Origin of the sequence: Moraxella sp. CTOTU47915, from assembly GCF_031986685.1 — a bacterium.
GTDB classification, from domain to species: Bacteria; Pseudomonadota; Gammaproteobacteria; order Pseudomonadales; family Moraxellaceae; genus Faucicola; species Faucicola tetraodonis.
Genome location: NZ_DAMAAE010000007.1, coordinates 139,623 through 154,450 on the forward strand (window position 1 = coordinate 139,623; position 14,828 = coordinate 154,450).

The following is a 14,828-nucleotide window of genomic DNA, read 5'->3' on the forward strand; positions in this document are numbered from 1 at the left end:
TAGCATATCCAGTCTATGTTTGCTTAATTGCTACTTTTTGCCGATTTTCAATGTATTTTTTGCGGGCGATATTAATCATACCCCAAGCAAATAAAAACGTGGCAATGTAACTGTTCACAGTAATGATATCGCCATACGCTTTAATCTGCGCTTCTCGCGTAACAATTTGGTTGAGGGATTGTTGGGCTTGTTGCTGCGATAAATTGTTGTCGGTGATGACGGGTTTAAACCCTGCTTGGTATTGTTGAAGCCGCTGGGTTACTGTGGCATCTGTCGATTGCATTTGCTGTAAAATACTTTGTTTATGATACTGGGTGCGCTGCTGTTGCAGGGTGCTATAAAAAGCCGAGCCTACCAGCCCGCCAAAGTTTTGGGTCGCACCAAACAATATGATAAAGGTGATGACATGATTAACGCTTTGTCGCAGCGTCAGCCCAAATCCCATCAATACCAATGGACCCATAAACAGTGAGCCTGCAAACGCGACTGCAAATTGACTGAGATAAAAATTTTGGGGTCGCACGTCACTGGTGAGCATATTGGCATCATACACACTGGCAACCGCTACGAGCAAAGTCGCCACCACCATCGGCGGAATCAAATGATCGCGTGAAAAGGTCAGGGCGCTGACTATCAAACCTGCCAACATACCAAAAAATATGACCGTATAAAAACCCACAAACTGGTCGGACATGAGACTTTGGGATTTTAAAAAATTCACCACCGCATAACTTTGCTCAGACATAATCAAACGCAATAAAAAAGCGCCGACCACAAAACGCAATAACGCAAAACTCCCCAGCCAGCGGGTCATAATCAAGGGATTTTTGCGGTAATGCTCAAAGAAAAAGCCTGACATCAACAGCGCCAAAGCACCAATGAGCATATACGCCAATAACGGTGAGTTTTCCCACCACAAAATCGACCCTTGTACCAACACCCCACACAGCAACCCAAAACCGGGCGCCAATAACAAAAAGGTGAGAATGTCTTTCTTTTCATACACTTCGATACGTAAACTTCTTGGTAGCTTTACGGCGACCACCATCGCAAAACAACACAGCGCCAAACCAAACTCAAAGGTATAAAGCCGAGTCCAGTCGTTCACATTGACCAAATAAGGGGAGATTATCCAAGCCAACGGAATCGCCAGCGCACTGACCCCAAAACCAATATACAAACCTTGCAGGCGATACTGACTGCTAAAGGCTTGCATCACATAATAAAGCCCGAGTGAGGATAACGGCGCCGCGACAAAGCCTCCCATCGCCCTGACCAGTAAAGCCATCGGATAGTTTTGCACAAATATATGAATAAACATCACCAGCATGAACATCAGCAGGGATATTTCAGAAAACCAGCGTAACCCAAATTGTTGACGCGCTTTAAACAGCAGCAGGTTGGCGCTGACATTTGCCATCACATACACAGCAGGTATCCAAGCCACTTGTGAGGGTGTCAGTGCATATTCGCCTTGGATTTGCGGTAAATTGGCGGTAATAATGCCATTGCCCAAGCCGCCACAAATTGCAATAAAAACACCGATGACAAAGTACAATATGCTTTTTGATCGAGAGTGAGCAATACTCGGCGGTGAACCGGGTAACGCGGGTTTTTCATCCTCGGTCCAATTGGGTGGTGTTTCTAAGATTCTAGGTGATTTCAAAGGGTAGCTCGATTTTGATACTGTTAAGACAAGAGATGTTGGCTATAGTGTAATCAAAAATAGGCTTAGCGTCAGCGACAAAATAGTTCGATAAATGTGACATGGACTAACGCTATGCTAGTCATCATTACCCAAGCCTTCATTATCCAATCAATCATTATCTCACTGGTCATTGAAACCCATCAGGCAAGCTACGGTAAAATTCATCCAGTAAATACACCCAGTCGATTGAGGTCTAACATTTTTAAACAAAAAAATTCGATTTTTTTGCTGCATAGGTGTTTTTTAGTTGCCAAAATGCGCTAGGCTATCTATTCATTCATTACTGATTTATCACTGCTATGAACCCGCTTTATCAAACCGATTTGCCGACACTGGGGCGCAATACTGACATTGACCACCATGCTGATTTACAAGTGTTGCAGCGTATCAAACGATTTTTATTGCCCCGTGATTTTGAGGTGCCAAAGGATTTATTGCAACAGATGCAGCAGGGGTACGGTATCGCAGATCAGCCTGTCGATACGCTGTTATCCAGCGGTATCAAATTTGCCAAACCTCTGCAGCAATTGATTTTGCATGAGCAAGGGATAGCGCAAACGGGTAATGTATCGGCAGCCAAAGCGTTATTGCAACAGCCCGCGTTTGAGGCGCTGTATCAGCAGTTTTGCCAATATCCGAGCTGGTATGATGCCAAGCTTGCCGAGATTGGCGCAATTGCCTATCGACGCTATCCGTTGATGCTGATTTGGTTACTGCGTAATGTCGCGCTAATGGCAGGGTATAGTATCCCTGCGCTGTCATTGCCACTCATCAAAACAGGGGCGTTAGTGCATGATGCACTGCCTAGGCTCATGCGAACCTATGCATATATTTTGGCAGTGTCTGAGTATCCAGCGATTAGCCGCAACCAGCAACCCCCATTGGCAATTGGCACAGAAGGCTGGCGACAAAGTCTGCAAGTGCGTCAGATACACGGTCTGGTAAGACAACACTTATGCAGTCATGATTGGGACAGTGACTACTGGGGGGTACCCATTAACCAAACCGATATGGTGGCAACCCACTTGCAGTTTTCACTACTCATTATGCGCGGACTAAAATTACTGGGGGCAAGAATCAGCGCCGAAGAGTCACAAGGCATTATGCACTTATGGCAACTGGCAAGTTGGTGGATGGGAATTGAGCGGGCGCGCATTCCTGAAGATGAAACCGAGGCGTGGGCATGGCTTTATAGCTATTTGGCAACCCAGCAATTAGATTTTGAATTTGGTAAACCGCTCGCTAAAGCGCTGCATGATTTACCCTCGCAAATTATGGGTGAGGATAACAGACGTGGACAGCTGGTTGAGCGGGTCAATGCCAGTGTTACCCGGACTTTAGTGGGTGATGATATTGGCGATGGCTTGGGACTGCCTAGCCCAAAATGGCGCTATGGCGTGCTTGTCAGTGTGCCGATTCTATTTGGGCTTGATACCGCACGAGCGCACAATGCGGCTATTGCCAAAAGATTGGAACAATTTCGCGCCAAACGCCAAGATAATATGAACTGGTGGCTCAAAAAGCACGACAACTATTACCAATGAGCTAGCACATACCAATCAACTAGCACATACGACGTTACTAATTTACAAGAGCGACAGTAAAGGTTATCTAGGCAAGGTCGTCTATGCTGGGTTATCTAGGCAATGTTATCCATACAAGCTTCTCTAAGCATTGCAATCACTAGGCTTTTAAAATCACCTTCATCATGTTCCAAAAGGTCTTGCCATACGGTGGTTGGAGCAAATGCGCGAAGTTAAGGTGACTTTGTTTAAACACCGCTTTTGGATGAGAGAAAGTATCAAAGCTATATTTGCCGTGGTAACGCCCCATCCCCGATGCCCCGACACCGCCAAACGGCAGATTTTGCTGGGCAATGTGAAAAATAGTTTCGTTAATACACGCGCCGCCACTCACCGTATGCGCGAGCACGTAGTCGGTGTCGGCTTTGTCCTCGCCAAACACATACAGCGCCAGTGGGCGGTCACGCTCATTCACATACGCCACCGCTTGCGTCAAGTCTTGGTAGGACACCAGTGGTAATACAGGGGCAAAAATCTCCTCTGTCAGCAATTTAGCATCGCTGGGTAAATCGGTGACAATTATCGGTGGGAAAAATCCAGTGTCGATATTCACTTCATAATCGGTCAGTGGAATGAGGGTGGCACCGCGCTTTTTGGCTTCATCGAGATAACCTTGCACGCGGCTGGCTTGTTTGGGGTTGATGATAAAGCTATAGTCAGGGTTGTCTGCAAGATTGGGGTAGTGGGCGTCAAGCCATGCGGTTGATTGTTCGATAAAGGCGGGTTTTTTATCCGCCTGTATTAACACATAATCAGGCGCAATACAGGTTTGCCCTGCGTTCATGGTTTTGCCTGTCCATACGCGGTTGACAGTTTTTGCCAAATTAGCGCTCGGCGTCACCACCACAGGGGACTTGCCGCCCAGCTCAAGGGTGACAGGGGTCAAATTGTGTGCAGCGGCTTTCATGATATGTTTGCCCACTGCGGTAGAGCCGGTAAAAAACAGATGGTCAAACGGTAATTGGCTAAAGGCTTGTGCGACTTCGATATCCCCTGTAATCAAGGTCACTTCGTCTGCGGCAAAGTATTTGGGTAACGCATCAGCCAGCCACCGCTCAAAGTTCGGTGACGCTTCTGAGACTTTGAGCATCGCACGATTGCCTGCCACCAATGCGGCCGCCAGTGGGGCAATTACCAAATACAACGGATAGTTCCAAGGTGCAATAATGCCTACGAGCCCTAACGGCTGCGGCTGGATATAGCTACGAGCGGGCAAAAACCAAATCCCAGTTTTGACGGGCTGTTTGGCAGACCAAGCCTTGCCGTGCTTTTGTGTATAACGAATCGCTTCAAGCGTTGGGAACAGTTCAAGCATGGTGGTTTCAGCCGCTGGGCGCTGTCCAAAGTCGGCATGAATAGCGGTGATAATCTCGCTTTGGTTGTCCATCACCAGCTGTTCTAATTTTTTTAGCCGCGCACTACGAATTGACCAATCGACATATTGGTCTTGGCGGCTAGCCGTTCGCATGATGTCAAACTGCTGCTGCATGGCATTGATAGTTGCATCCGAATTAGTTGCATCTGAGTTGTCTTGAGGTGTCATGTGTATTATCCCAATCATTTAGTTAAATTTTAACTCAACATAGCAGTTAAGCCGGTATCTTGCTAGCATCTTTTTGAACCAGCGTCACGTTTTGCCTCGTGGTATCCGCACCATGCAGTAACTGGGTTGCTTTGTGCGGAATATGGCTCATGGCATGCTCTGTCAACGCCGTTATGGTGAGACTTGGGTTAACGCCCAAGTTGGTCGAGATATTGCCGCCATCGCAGACATAAAACCCTTGATAATTAAACAATCGGTGGTACTTATCGACCACGCCATCTGCTGCAGAATTGCCCAGCGAAATCCCACCCATACAATGTGCGGTGGTTGGGATGTTCAAAAATACTTCCGACAACACGCCATAACCGATTCCTCCCATTTGGGTTGCCATCTGCTCGGCAAACGCGCTCGCTTCTGGGATAAAGGCGGGGATGGCAGGCCCATAGGTTTGCATCTGGTAGCGACTACCCAACCAAGCGCGCCACCACGGGCTTTTTTGATAGCGCATTTCAAGCGCATACGGCGTGCTTTGCATACATAGCAAAATAAGGCTTTGTTTTGCCATATTATGCGGTCGAAATGCACGCCACGCCTGACGGGGCTTGACGATAAACTGCGTTATAAAACACCATAACCAAACCAGTAGCGACATTTTTTTGCCGTTTTTATAATTGCTTAACGTCGCCAAAAAGGAGGCAATATTAAAACCTTCAGGATAACGCGTCGCCTCAATGTGTGTGCCATCGCCCAAATAAATCCCAGAGCCGATAGCCACGCCATCGCTCATGGCGCCATGTTGCTCATCCAAAAATCGCACGCCTAGCAAAGATTCAGCATTGGTATAGATGCGCTTGCCAAGATAAGGGGAAATATGGGGCATATTGCCTTTATGGCGCTGCTCAAACAGCAGTTTTTGGCTACCGAGGCTGGCGGCTGACAGTACAATCTGTTGGGTAGTGATTTGATACTCCCCTTTATCCGCTGATTGCAGCGTCACCCGATAGCCTTGCGAGCCGTTTTGATAGGCAGGGTCGCTTGGCGATTTGCTAGCATCAGCTATCGGTACTATATCCGTGACTTTGGTTTCAGCGAGCAGGGTAGCGCCATTTTTTTGCGCAAAATACAGGTAGTTTTTATCTAGGGTATTTTTCGCCCCATAACGGCAGCCAACCATACAGCCACCACAGCCTATACAGGGACTGCGCTTAGGACCTGCGCCGCCAAAATACGGGTCACCATTGACAGGGTGATGAGCATACTTGTCATGTTCACTAAAGTAGGCGCCCACATCGGTAAGATAAAAACTATCGCCCACGCCACTTAGGTTTGCCATTTTTTGTAGCATCAAATCGGCGTTGCCGATTTTTTTGTTTTGGCTCACCCCTAGCATCCGTTTGGCGGTCTCATAATGCTGTGGCATCACCGCTTCCCAGTCGTGAAGCCCTGCCCAGCTACCTTGTTGCCAAATTTTGTCTTCTGGTTGTAATAAGGTGTTGGCATAAGTGATTGAGCCACCGCCCACCGCGTTACCATGCAGCACCATGACATGCTTAAATAGCTGAAGCGAAAAAAAACCTTTGTACTTGAGCGCAGGCAACCACAAAAATTGCTTGATATCGCGCACGGTTTTGGGCATCGTCTCGGGGGATATATGCTTGCCTTGCTCCGCGATAATCACGCGATAGCCTTTTTCGGTCAGTCGCATCGCCGAGACGCTACCGCCAAAGCCTGAGCCTATGACCAAAAAATCCGTATCAAATGATTGACCTTCCATGTATCGCTTTCCTTATCGTCCTTAACTTAATTAAATAGTTATCTTTAATAGTTGTCCTTATAGCTGACCTGCCGCGGGCTACTTTGCAGTGGCTTTTTGGCTGTATCTGTTTTTGTATAACAGCGGTTTAGCGCTAAACTGTTCAACCAGCTACCTGATTAGGGTATACTAATTTTTCAGCAGGCTGCTGCAACTGTGACATTTGGGTTTGTTTTGTTTTGATAAATTAAGTAAAGGCCTGAGTTGAAAGGATTAAGTTGAAAGGATTAACGCGTGCCAAAGCCAACCTTCACCCCGCTTCCATCGCCCACGGGTACGAGTATTGAGTCGAGTTTGAGTGATTTTGGACAGCAGGCGCATATTATGGGCAATGCCAACATTGTGGTCAGACGTTCGCTCGCCATAGCGCTGCTCAAATTTATGGAATCCACCCCATTTGCTGATATTAGTGTCACCGAGCTGACCCAAAAGGCGGGCGTGAGTCGCATGGGCTATTACCGCAATTACGATAGCAAACTTGCGTTACTCAAAGACTATTTGGCGCAGATTGAGCATGATTTTCCTTTTATCGACTTGACAGCGGCAAGCGAGTCCGAGTTTTATGCATTTTTGGTACGCGTGTTTGACTATTTGAGCAAGTTTGAGTTATCGACCAAGATTTTGCTCAACCAAGGCTTTGAAGGGCTGATTTTAGACACCCTCCTTAATAGCAAAATTTTTGTCGAATACCGCAAAAAGCAGTCATTGACTTGCCAAGCTACGACAGCGCCACATCAGGATAAAAGCGGGGAGTACAATCTGGTATTTGCCTCAGGAATGCTGTATCACACCTATATTCATTGGGTGCGGCAAGGGCAAACAGAAACGCCACAGCAACTAGCAAGCTGGCTCATGGCGGGTGGGTTTTATCGGTTATTTCACCCTGCTGATGACTAATCTGATTGGGTTTTATCAAACGCTATCACCATCCCCATACCCACTAGCATCGCGACAAAAAACACCACCCCTTGCCAAATGCCCATGCCCATGAGTACCACCGCAGGGGCAGGGCAGATACCAGCGATGCCCCAACCAACCCCAAATATCATCGACCCAATCGCCAAGCGCTTGTCAATACCGCGGCGAATCGGTGGGAACGGTGCACCCGATAGACTGGTCTTTTTTAAGCGACTTAAGTTAAAACCGATGGTCGCGACAATGAGCGCGCCAACCATCACAAACATCAACGCAGGATTCCAATCGCCTGCTAGGTCAAGAAAGCTTTGCACGGTTTTTGGGTTTGCCATATCACTGACAATCAAACCCGTACCAAAAACCAACCCACAGATAGCACTGATTAATAACACAATTTCTTTTCGCATGATATATGCCCCTAACGTCTCAATTAAATCAATGTCAACAAATGACGACCGATAAACACCGTTACAAACCCTGCGGACATAAAGGTAATGGTGGCCAGCAGTGAGCGCGGTGAAAAACGTGCATTGCCACAGATACCATGACCACTGGTACACCCTGAGCCCATCCGCGTACCCACACCGACCAATAACCCTGCGATGACATACAGCCAAGGCGATGATGATACCGTGATGGTTGGCAAACCAAACAACCCACCAACCACCCAAGGCGATACCAGCAAGCCCACAAAAAACGCCAATTGCCAAGCAAAATCGGGTGAGTTTGGCTGCCAAAGACTGGCGACAATGCCACTGATGCCAGCAATCTTGGCAATACTCCACCAAAGCATAACTGCAGAGAGCCCAATCAACATACCACCCACCATTGGATGACTATAATCTGCAATAGAAAATAACAACATACGCCACCTAAGCATTTCACAATAATATATATTATACAATATTGTATAATATATAGCGCGTTTAAGGGTAAATTTTTTTAAAACGCGGGAATAATCAACGAAAAACCGTCGACAACGCGCTTTTTGCAAAAAAACTATGCTAGATTAAGGCAAGTACCTAATAATGACAGGGATGAAAAAACCAATCATGTATAAACTCACCACATACATACCGACCGACTATCTAGACGCTGTAAAGCAAGCCTTGTTTGACGCAGGGGCAGGGCAGATTGGCAATTATCAGTATTGCTGTTGGCAGGTGTTGGGCACAGGACAGTTTATGCCATTGGCAGGCAATCAAGCCTTTATTGGTACGACCAATCAATTACAAACAATCGAAGAATGGCGAGTCGAGATGGTGGTTGCAGATGAGCGCATCAAAGCGGTAGTGCAAGCCTTAAAACAGGCACACCCGTATGAAACCCCCGCTTATGATGTGCTAAAGCTTGAAGATATTTAGTCATCCAGTTTAGCCTCACCCGATGACTGATTCGCTTACCTATCTACTTACATGCCTAAGGTTATTAAACGCCTTTTTTGGCTCGACGACAAGTGAAAAGTATGACCAGAATATAGGGCAAAAAGCGATTGTGGCTTGGTTTTAAATGGTCTATAGTCAATAGTAAATAATTTGTTACACTTTACTTTAACCCATCAGCCGACCATTGAATTTAAGGAGTAAGACATGGCAAATTCCCCCAATAGCACAGCGGTAAATAGCGCCAAAACTGACAGTAGCAAAACTGACAATGCCAAAACGGATAAAGCGAAGCCCCAAAAGTCGCAGCCTACCAAGACCCCAGCTGCCAAGACCCCAGCTGCCAAGACCCCAGCTGCCAAGACCCCAGCTACCAAGACCCCAGCGCGCCGCAGTACTAAAACACCAGCGACCGAGCGTATTGACCAGCCTTATGAGACCGACCCTACAGTGTTGCTTGAGCAGTCGCAGCAAGCAGGGGTAAGTGAAAAAGCCAATGCCAAAAAACGCGCCATCGAAAGCATCATGGATAAAGACCTGACCACAGGCAATGTCGAGAAAATGGCAGAGCACTTGCAAGCGCTGATCAATGGTATGTCCAACGATGAAATCAACGAAGTCAAAAAACTATTTGGCAGCCAAACCACTAGCGGGCAAAGCAAAATCAACAAAGACGACGAATTGGCGGACAACTGGCGTGAAGGCGGTTATCCCTACAAAAACCGTATGTCACGCCAAAACTATGAAGCCCAAAAATACGAGCTACAAGTTGAACTATTAAAACTGCAAAAATGGGTCAAAGATAGCGGGCAAAAAATCGTCATCATCTTTGAAGGTCGTGATGCCGCAGGTAAAGGCGGTACCATCAAACGCTTTATGGAACACTTAAACCCGCGCGGTGCCAAAGTCGTCGCCCTTGAAAAACCCACCGAGCAAGAAGCGGGTCAATGGTACTTCCAGCGTTATGTCCAGCACCTACCGACCAAAGGCGAAATCGTGCTATTTGACCGTTCATGGTATAACCGTGCTGGCGTCGAGCGTGTCATGGGTTTTTGTACCGAAGAACAATACAATGACTTTATGCGCCAAGTCCCAGAGTTTGAAAAACATCTGATTAGCTCAGGTATTCATTTAATCAAATTTTGGTTCTCAGTCAGTCGTGAAGAGCAGCGCCGCCGTTTTGCCGAGCGTGAAGCGCATCCGCTCAAACAATGGAAACTCTCACCCATTGATAAAGCGTCACTCGACAAATGGGATGATTACACCCTTGCCAAAGAAACCATGTTCTTTAACACCGACAGTGCAGAATCGCCTTGGATTGTCATCAAGTCCACCGATAAAAAACGCGCGCGTTTGAATGCGATGCGCTATGTATTAAGCAAACTAGCTTACGACAATAAAGATACTAAAGTCGTGGGGACAGTTGACCCATTGATTGTGGGTCGTGCCGGGGCTTTATATGAAAAAGGCGAATATAACGAATTGGCAGTACCCAATATCTCGTTTAAAGCCCACAAATAATTGCCCAGTAAAATAATGGGTCAAAAACCGCAAAACAACAACACAACAACACAACAACACAACAACCCCAGTGCATGGCATTGGGGTTTTTAGCGTTAAAGATAGCAGCAAGTAGGTGACTACTATTGCTGCCAAACCATTACTGCCAAAAGGTGGGGACATATCAAAAAAGCCAAAACCACATTTTTTTATCGACAATCGCCTATTTTTCGTCAGCCAAAGTCAAGCCAGCCAAATTCAAGCCAGCCAAATTCAAGCCAGCTAAATTCAAGATAGACGGCAAGCGTATTCAATACCCCCGAATTTTGTTAAAATAGGCAAAAATTTATCTAGCTGAGAGCCCCATGAATTCAAATAACTCAAATAACACGACAACCAACCAATTACTGTTTAAACAAGCCAAAGCCCATATCCCTGGTGGCGTCAATTCACCTGTGCGGGCGTTTGCAGGCGTGGGGGGTACACCTGTCTTTATCAGCCGTGCCCGTGGCAGCAAAATGTATGATACCGAAGGCAAACCCTACATAGATTATGTAGGCTCATGGGGACCGATGATTTTGGGTCATGCCCACCCCCATATTATCGAAGCGGTCAAAAATGCGGCAGATGACGGGTTAAGCTTTGGCGCCCCCACCACGTTTGAGACCACGGTGGCTGACAAAATCTGTGAATTGATTCCCAGTGTTGAATTAATCCGTATGACCAGCTCAGGCACTGAAGCCACCATGTCCGCCATTCGGCTAGCACGTGGCTATACAGGGCGTGACAAAATTGTCAAATTCGAAGGCTGTTATCATGGTCATAGCGACAGTCTACTGGTCAAAGCGGGTTCGGGCATGTTAGATATCGGTGAACCCAGCTCAAAAGGCGTGCCTGCTGATTTTGCCAAGCACACCCTCACGATTCGTTACAACGACCCGCAAGCCATCAAAGACTGCTTTGCGCAATTTGGCAATGACATCGCTTGTGTGATTGTCGAGCCTATCGCCGGCAACATGAACATGATTGTACCCACGCAAGAATTTCACGATACTTTGCGTGCCGAGTGTACCGCGCATGGCGCGGTACTAATTTTTGATGAAGTGATGACAGGCTTCCGGGTTGGCTTACAGTCAGCGCAAGCCCATTTTGGTATCACGCCAGACTTAACTACGTTTGGTAAAATCATCGGTGCAGGTCTGCCAGTTGGGGCGTTTGGTGGTAAACGTGAGATTATGGAGTGTATCGCGCCGTTAGGCGGTGTGTATCAAGCAGGCACCTTATCGGGCAATCCATTGGCAATGCGTGCCGGTATTGCTATGTTTGATTTGCTCACGGCTGAGGGTTTTTATGACGCATTAAGCGAAAAAGTCGTTTACTTGACTGATAATCTTGAACAGTTGGCGAAGGAGGCGGGTATTGGCTTTAAAACCACGCGCTGTGGTGGTATGTTTGGGATGTTCTTTACTGATGGCGCTTTTGACAACCGATTACCACAAAACTTTGAAGAGGTGTGTCAATGCGATGCGCAAAAATTTGCGACCTTCTTCCACGGTATGCTCGATCGCGGTGTGTATCTTGCGCCATCCGCCTTTGAGGCAGCCTTTATAAGTAGTGAGCATTCGCAAGAAGACTTGGATGCGACCTTGCAAGCGGCAAAAGAAGTCTTTGCGATAATGGCGAAAGCATAACAGTTGCACATAAAAAATCTGCCAAAGGATTTTCAATTGCGTTTGGACGGTTACCTTTGGTGAAGTTTGCCAAAGGTCAGAGCGCAAATAGTGATTTAAAGACTATCGATTTTCAATCAAATAAATTTTAGAGAATAAAAACCACCCATGCGACAACTCCCCCAAGCGTTAACCCCAGCATCCATTGCACAGCGTAATCTTGAAGAAAGTCAGCAGCCGCAGTCATTCTTTGACGACTTTGCCAAAGCTGTTACCTTGTATCGTGATGACGACATTTGGGTCATCGACAAACCGCACGGGCTGTTATCCGTGGATGGTAAAGAACTCAAAGTAAGCTTGCAATCTCGTTTGCTCAAAGCCGACCCCAACGTCAAACTTATTCACAGACTTGATATGGACACCTCAGGCATTATTATTTTTGCGCGCCACAGCGAAGCGCAAAGCCATATCAGTAAACAATTTATCGACCGTATTCCGAGCAAAGAATACCAAGCGCTGGTCTGGGGAACGCCGCCGCAGCAAGGCGAAATCGATGTGCCCGTGCGCTACGACCCACCACAAAAACCCAAGCATATCGTTGATATGAATTGGGATAAACGCGCCTATACGAAATATGAAACCTTGCACCACGAACTGCGTGAGGGTAAGGCGGTGAGCCGTGTTGCCTTGTATCCTGTCACAGGGCGCAGTCATCAACTACGCGTGCATATGCTGCATATCGGACATGTGATGCTTGGCGACCCCATCTACGCGCAAGATGTATTAGACGGTCAAGCGTTTGATTTATCGCCTAGGCTTTGCTTACATGCACGCAAATTACGCTTAAAACATCCCAATACGGGTGTATGGATGGAATGGGAAAGCCCCGTGCCGTTTTAACTGTGTGGGTTTTTAGCAATCTATCTTTTAAATTGATAGGGTTTAGCGTGCTGTTTTCATCCTACTGTTAGCATCAAACAAGGGGCATAATCACCATGCCCCTTGTTTAATTACCCATGTTGGTGCAACCAATCAAGGGTTTGCTGCCAAAGTAGCTGGTTTTGTCGGCTAAAAAACTTCATATGACCGATATGCTGTAAGCCATAATCTTTGGGCTGTAGTGTTTTGGTGGTGGCTTGCATGTTGGGAAACACCCGAATCATATCGGCGACATTCTTATCATTGGCGATATCATCATCTGGGGCATTCACCCACATAGCAGGCAAGTTAACCTCATTGTAATAGTGGGTTTTCACTGTTTTACCAAAAGCGGTTTTGATATAGCCTGCGCCATTGCACCAATCTCGGCACTGTTTGGCGACATTTTTGGGCAAGTCTTCGCCCATGCCAATCTTGCTTGATTGGGTGTAGCCAAACAACACATTGGACACGGGAATAAATACATCCATAAACCACATGGCTTTGGCACGATAGGGCATCGCCATATTACGGATTTGCCCAGACGAACAGGCAACGTTAAACACGGATGTGAACTTGTGATGATTGGGCATCAAACCAAATAATAGACCGCCTGCGCTATGACCGACCAGATGATAGGTGGTATTGGGAAACTCTTGAATCAGCCTATCAAGCACCGCAGTCATATCGTAGCGCCCCCAACTAATCAATGAGGCATTAGAGTGCTTGAGGTCGCCTTGCATCGACTCGCCAATATCTTCATTGTCATAGCTAATGACGCCATAGCCATGCTCCATCAAATACTGCGCAAAATTTTGATAAAACTGGCGTTTGATACCTGTTGCGGGCGCAATCATCACTGCTGCTTTAACCGTATCAGGACGAAACACCGTCGCCGCCAGTGTGGCAGGGTGTTTGGTGGCTATTTGAATGGTTTGCTGCGTAGGGTGTGAGGCTAAGGCTGACGGTGTTTTTAGCGTTAGATTTGACATGACGGTTATCTTCCTTGGTAATCAACTTTTTATACAAGCTTATACGAGCGCTTTTTATACGAGCAGTAAGCCAAATTTTGACAAATGATGAGCAGACTCGTTTAAAAGCGACTATAGCAAACAATTTATCGGTGCAAAAAAGTTATCATGAACATAACAGTCATAAAAAAAGCAATCAGCGGCGGCCAATTGCTTGCTTAAATCGTTGACGAAAAAACTAAGGGGTTTTCACAACAACTTTTTGGTTGGTGTCGATTAAAATCTCAGAAGGTCCATCAACGGTGACGCGCACTTGGTTATTATTAGGGCGCTGTGAGCGAAAATATTGGTCTTCAGCAGGGGTACAGCCCAAGCAGCGATCGAGTGCCGCCAGTGGCTCAAGAATCAGCTTGCGTTCTACCTGATCGATTTCATCGTTATAGATGGTAAATGGCATACTGGCAATCGCCGTCACCACGCCGCCCACCACTGCCAATGCACCCAATGGCTTACCTACAATGGTATCAGCGACCATGGAGCCATAGGTTGGACCAAAATCTTTTTCATCAATTTCGGTAGCGGCAAAGCTGCAAGTCGTCGTTGCAACCATCAAGGTTACGGCTGACGCAATCGTATTTAATAGTTTCATAGCAGGTTCCTAACTGGCAGCAAGCCACTATTAACGAGGTAACTAGCTAACTAACTAAATAAATAATTAGGCAACTAGATAACCAAATAACTGGGGTTGACTGACAGGTTGTACCTAACAAGTTGGTGGTGTTTCAAAAAGTATGCTGGCATTAAACGAATCCATTATTGATATAA

At 46.7% G+C, this 14,828-nt stretch carries 14 protein-coding genes; 7 read left to right on the forward strand and 7 right to left on the reverse strand.

Features of this window, described 5'->3' with window-relative positions:
- Positions 1–13: 13 nt before the first annotated feature.
- Positions 14–1,666 carry an MFS transporter gene (locus tag RTL34_RS07585; protein WP_312115906.1) on the reverse strand — a complete coding sequence of 551 codons (1,653 nt, stop codon included), beginning with the start codon at positions 1,664–1,666 and terminating at the stop codon, positions 14–16.
- 341 nt (positions 1,667–2,007) lie between these two features.
- On the opposite strand from RTL34_RS07585, the gene RTL34_RS07590 reads away from it, so the two are divergent.
- Positions 2,008–3,252, forward strand: a complete 1,245-nt coding sequence (locus RTL34_RS07590) for an oxygenase MpaB family protein (protein ID WP_312115908.1) — start codon at positions 2,008–2,010, stop codon at positions 3,250–3,252.
- 139 nt (positions 3,253–3,391) lie between these two features.
- Here RTL34_RS07590 and RTL34_RS07595 read toward each other — a convergent pair whose 3' ends face one another.
- Both RTL34_RS07595 and RTL34_RS07600 read right to left on the reverse strand, forming a co-directional pair.
- Complete coding sequence (locus tag RTL34_RS07595; RefSeq protein ID WP_312115910.1) at positions 3,392–4,834, reverse strand: coniferyl aldehyde dehydrogenase; 1,443 nt, start codon at positions 4,832–4,834, stop codon at positions 3,392–3,394.
- A 46-nt stretch (positions 4,835–4,880) separates the two neighbouring features.
- Positions 4,881–6,608 carry a GMC oxidoreductase gene (locus RTL34_RS07600; RefSeq protein ID WP_312115912.1) on the reverse strand — a complete coding sequence of 576 codons (1,728 nt, stop codon included), beginning with the start codon at positions 6,606–6,608 and terminating at the stop codon, positions 4,881–4,883.
- Positions 6,609–6,881: 273 nt separating this feature from the next.
- Here RTL34_RS07600 and RTL34_RS07605 point away from each other — a divergent pair, with 273 nt between their 5' ends.
- Positions 6,882–7,544 (forward strand): TetR/AcrR family transcriptional regulator, encoded by a 663-nt coding sequence (locus tag RTL34_RS07605; protein WP_312115914.1) that lies wholly within the window; start codon positions 6,882–6,884, stop codon positions 7,542–7,544.
- Here RTL34_RS07605 and RTL34_RS07610 read toward each other — a convergent pair.
- The gene (locus tag RTL34_RS07610) at positions 7,541–7,969 is read right to left on the reverse strand and encodes a DUF6691 family protein (RefSeq protein ID WP_099808490.1); all 429 of its coding nucleotides are present in this window, start codon (positions 7,967–7,969) and stop codon (positions 7,541–7,543) included. The genes RTL34_RS07605 and RTL34_RS07610 overlap by 4 nt on opposite strands.
- 23 nt (positions 7,970–7,992) lie before the next feature.
- Positions 7,993–8,427 carry a YeeE/YedE family protein gene (locus RTL34_RS07615; protein ID WP_312115918.1) on the reverse strand — a complete coding sequence of 145 codons (435 nt, stop codon included), beginning with the start codon at positions 8,425–8,427 and terminating at the stop codon, positions 7,993–7,995.
- Positions 8,428–8,614: 187 nt separating this feature from the next.
- Here RTL34_RS07615 and RTL34_RS07620 point away from each other — a divergent pair, with 187 nt between their 5' ends.
- From RTL34_RS07620 to RTL34_RS07640, 5 genes are all read left to right on the forward strand, one after another.
- Positions 8,615–8,926, forward strand: a complete 312-nt coding sequence (locus RTL34_RS07620; RefSeq protein WP_159676953.1) for a YqfO family protein — start codon at positions 8,615–8,617, stop codon at positions 8,924–8,926.
- A gap of 612 nt (positions 8,927–9,538) precedes the next feature.
- Complete coding sequence (gene ppk2, locus RTL34_RS07625; RefSeq protein ID WP_409455449.1) at positions 9,539–10,465, forward strand: polyphosphate kinase 2; 927 nt, start codon at positions 9,539–9,541, stop codon at positions 10,463–10,465.
- A gap of 115 nt (positions 10,466–10,580) precedes the next feature.
- Positions 10,581–10,730 (forward strand): hypothetical protein, encoded by a 150-nt coding sequence (locus tag RTL34_RS07630; RefSeq protein ID WP_312115921.1) that lies wholly within the window; start codon positions 10,581–10,583, stop codon positions 10,728–10,730.
- 79 nt (positions 10,731–10,809) lie between these two features.
- On the forward strand, positions 10,810–12,135 hold the full coding sequence (gene hemL / locus RTL34_RS07635) for a glutamate-1-semialdehyde 2,1-aminomutase (RefSeq protein ID WP_312115924.1): 1,326 nt from the start codon (positions 10,810–10,812) through the stop codon (positions 12,133–12,135).
- 147 nt (positions 12,136–12,282) lie between these two features.
- Entirely contained in the window at positions 12,283–13,014 is a 732-nt protein-coding gene (locus RTL34_RS07640; protein WP_312115926.1) for an RluA family pseudouridine synthase, read from the forward strand.
- 110 nt (positions 13,015–13,124) lie between these two features.
- On the opposite strand, the gene RTL34_RS07645 is transcribed toward RTL34_RS07640, so the two are convergent.
- Entirely contained in the window at positions 13,125–14,024 is a 900-nt protein-coding gene (locus RTL34_RS07645) for an alpha/beta hydrolase family protein (RefSeq protein WP_312115927.1), read from the reverse strand.
- Between the two features lie 217 nt (positions 14,025–14,241).
- On the reverse strand, positions 14,242–14,652 hold the full coding sequence (locus RTL34_RS07650; protein ID WP_062331967.1) for a hypothetical protein: 411 nt from the start codon (positions 14,650–14,652) through the stop codon (positions 14,242–14,244).
- Positions 14,653–14,828 lie beyond the last annotated feature (176 nt).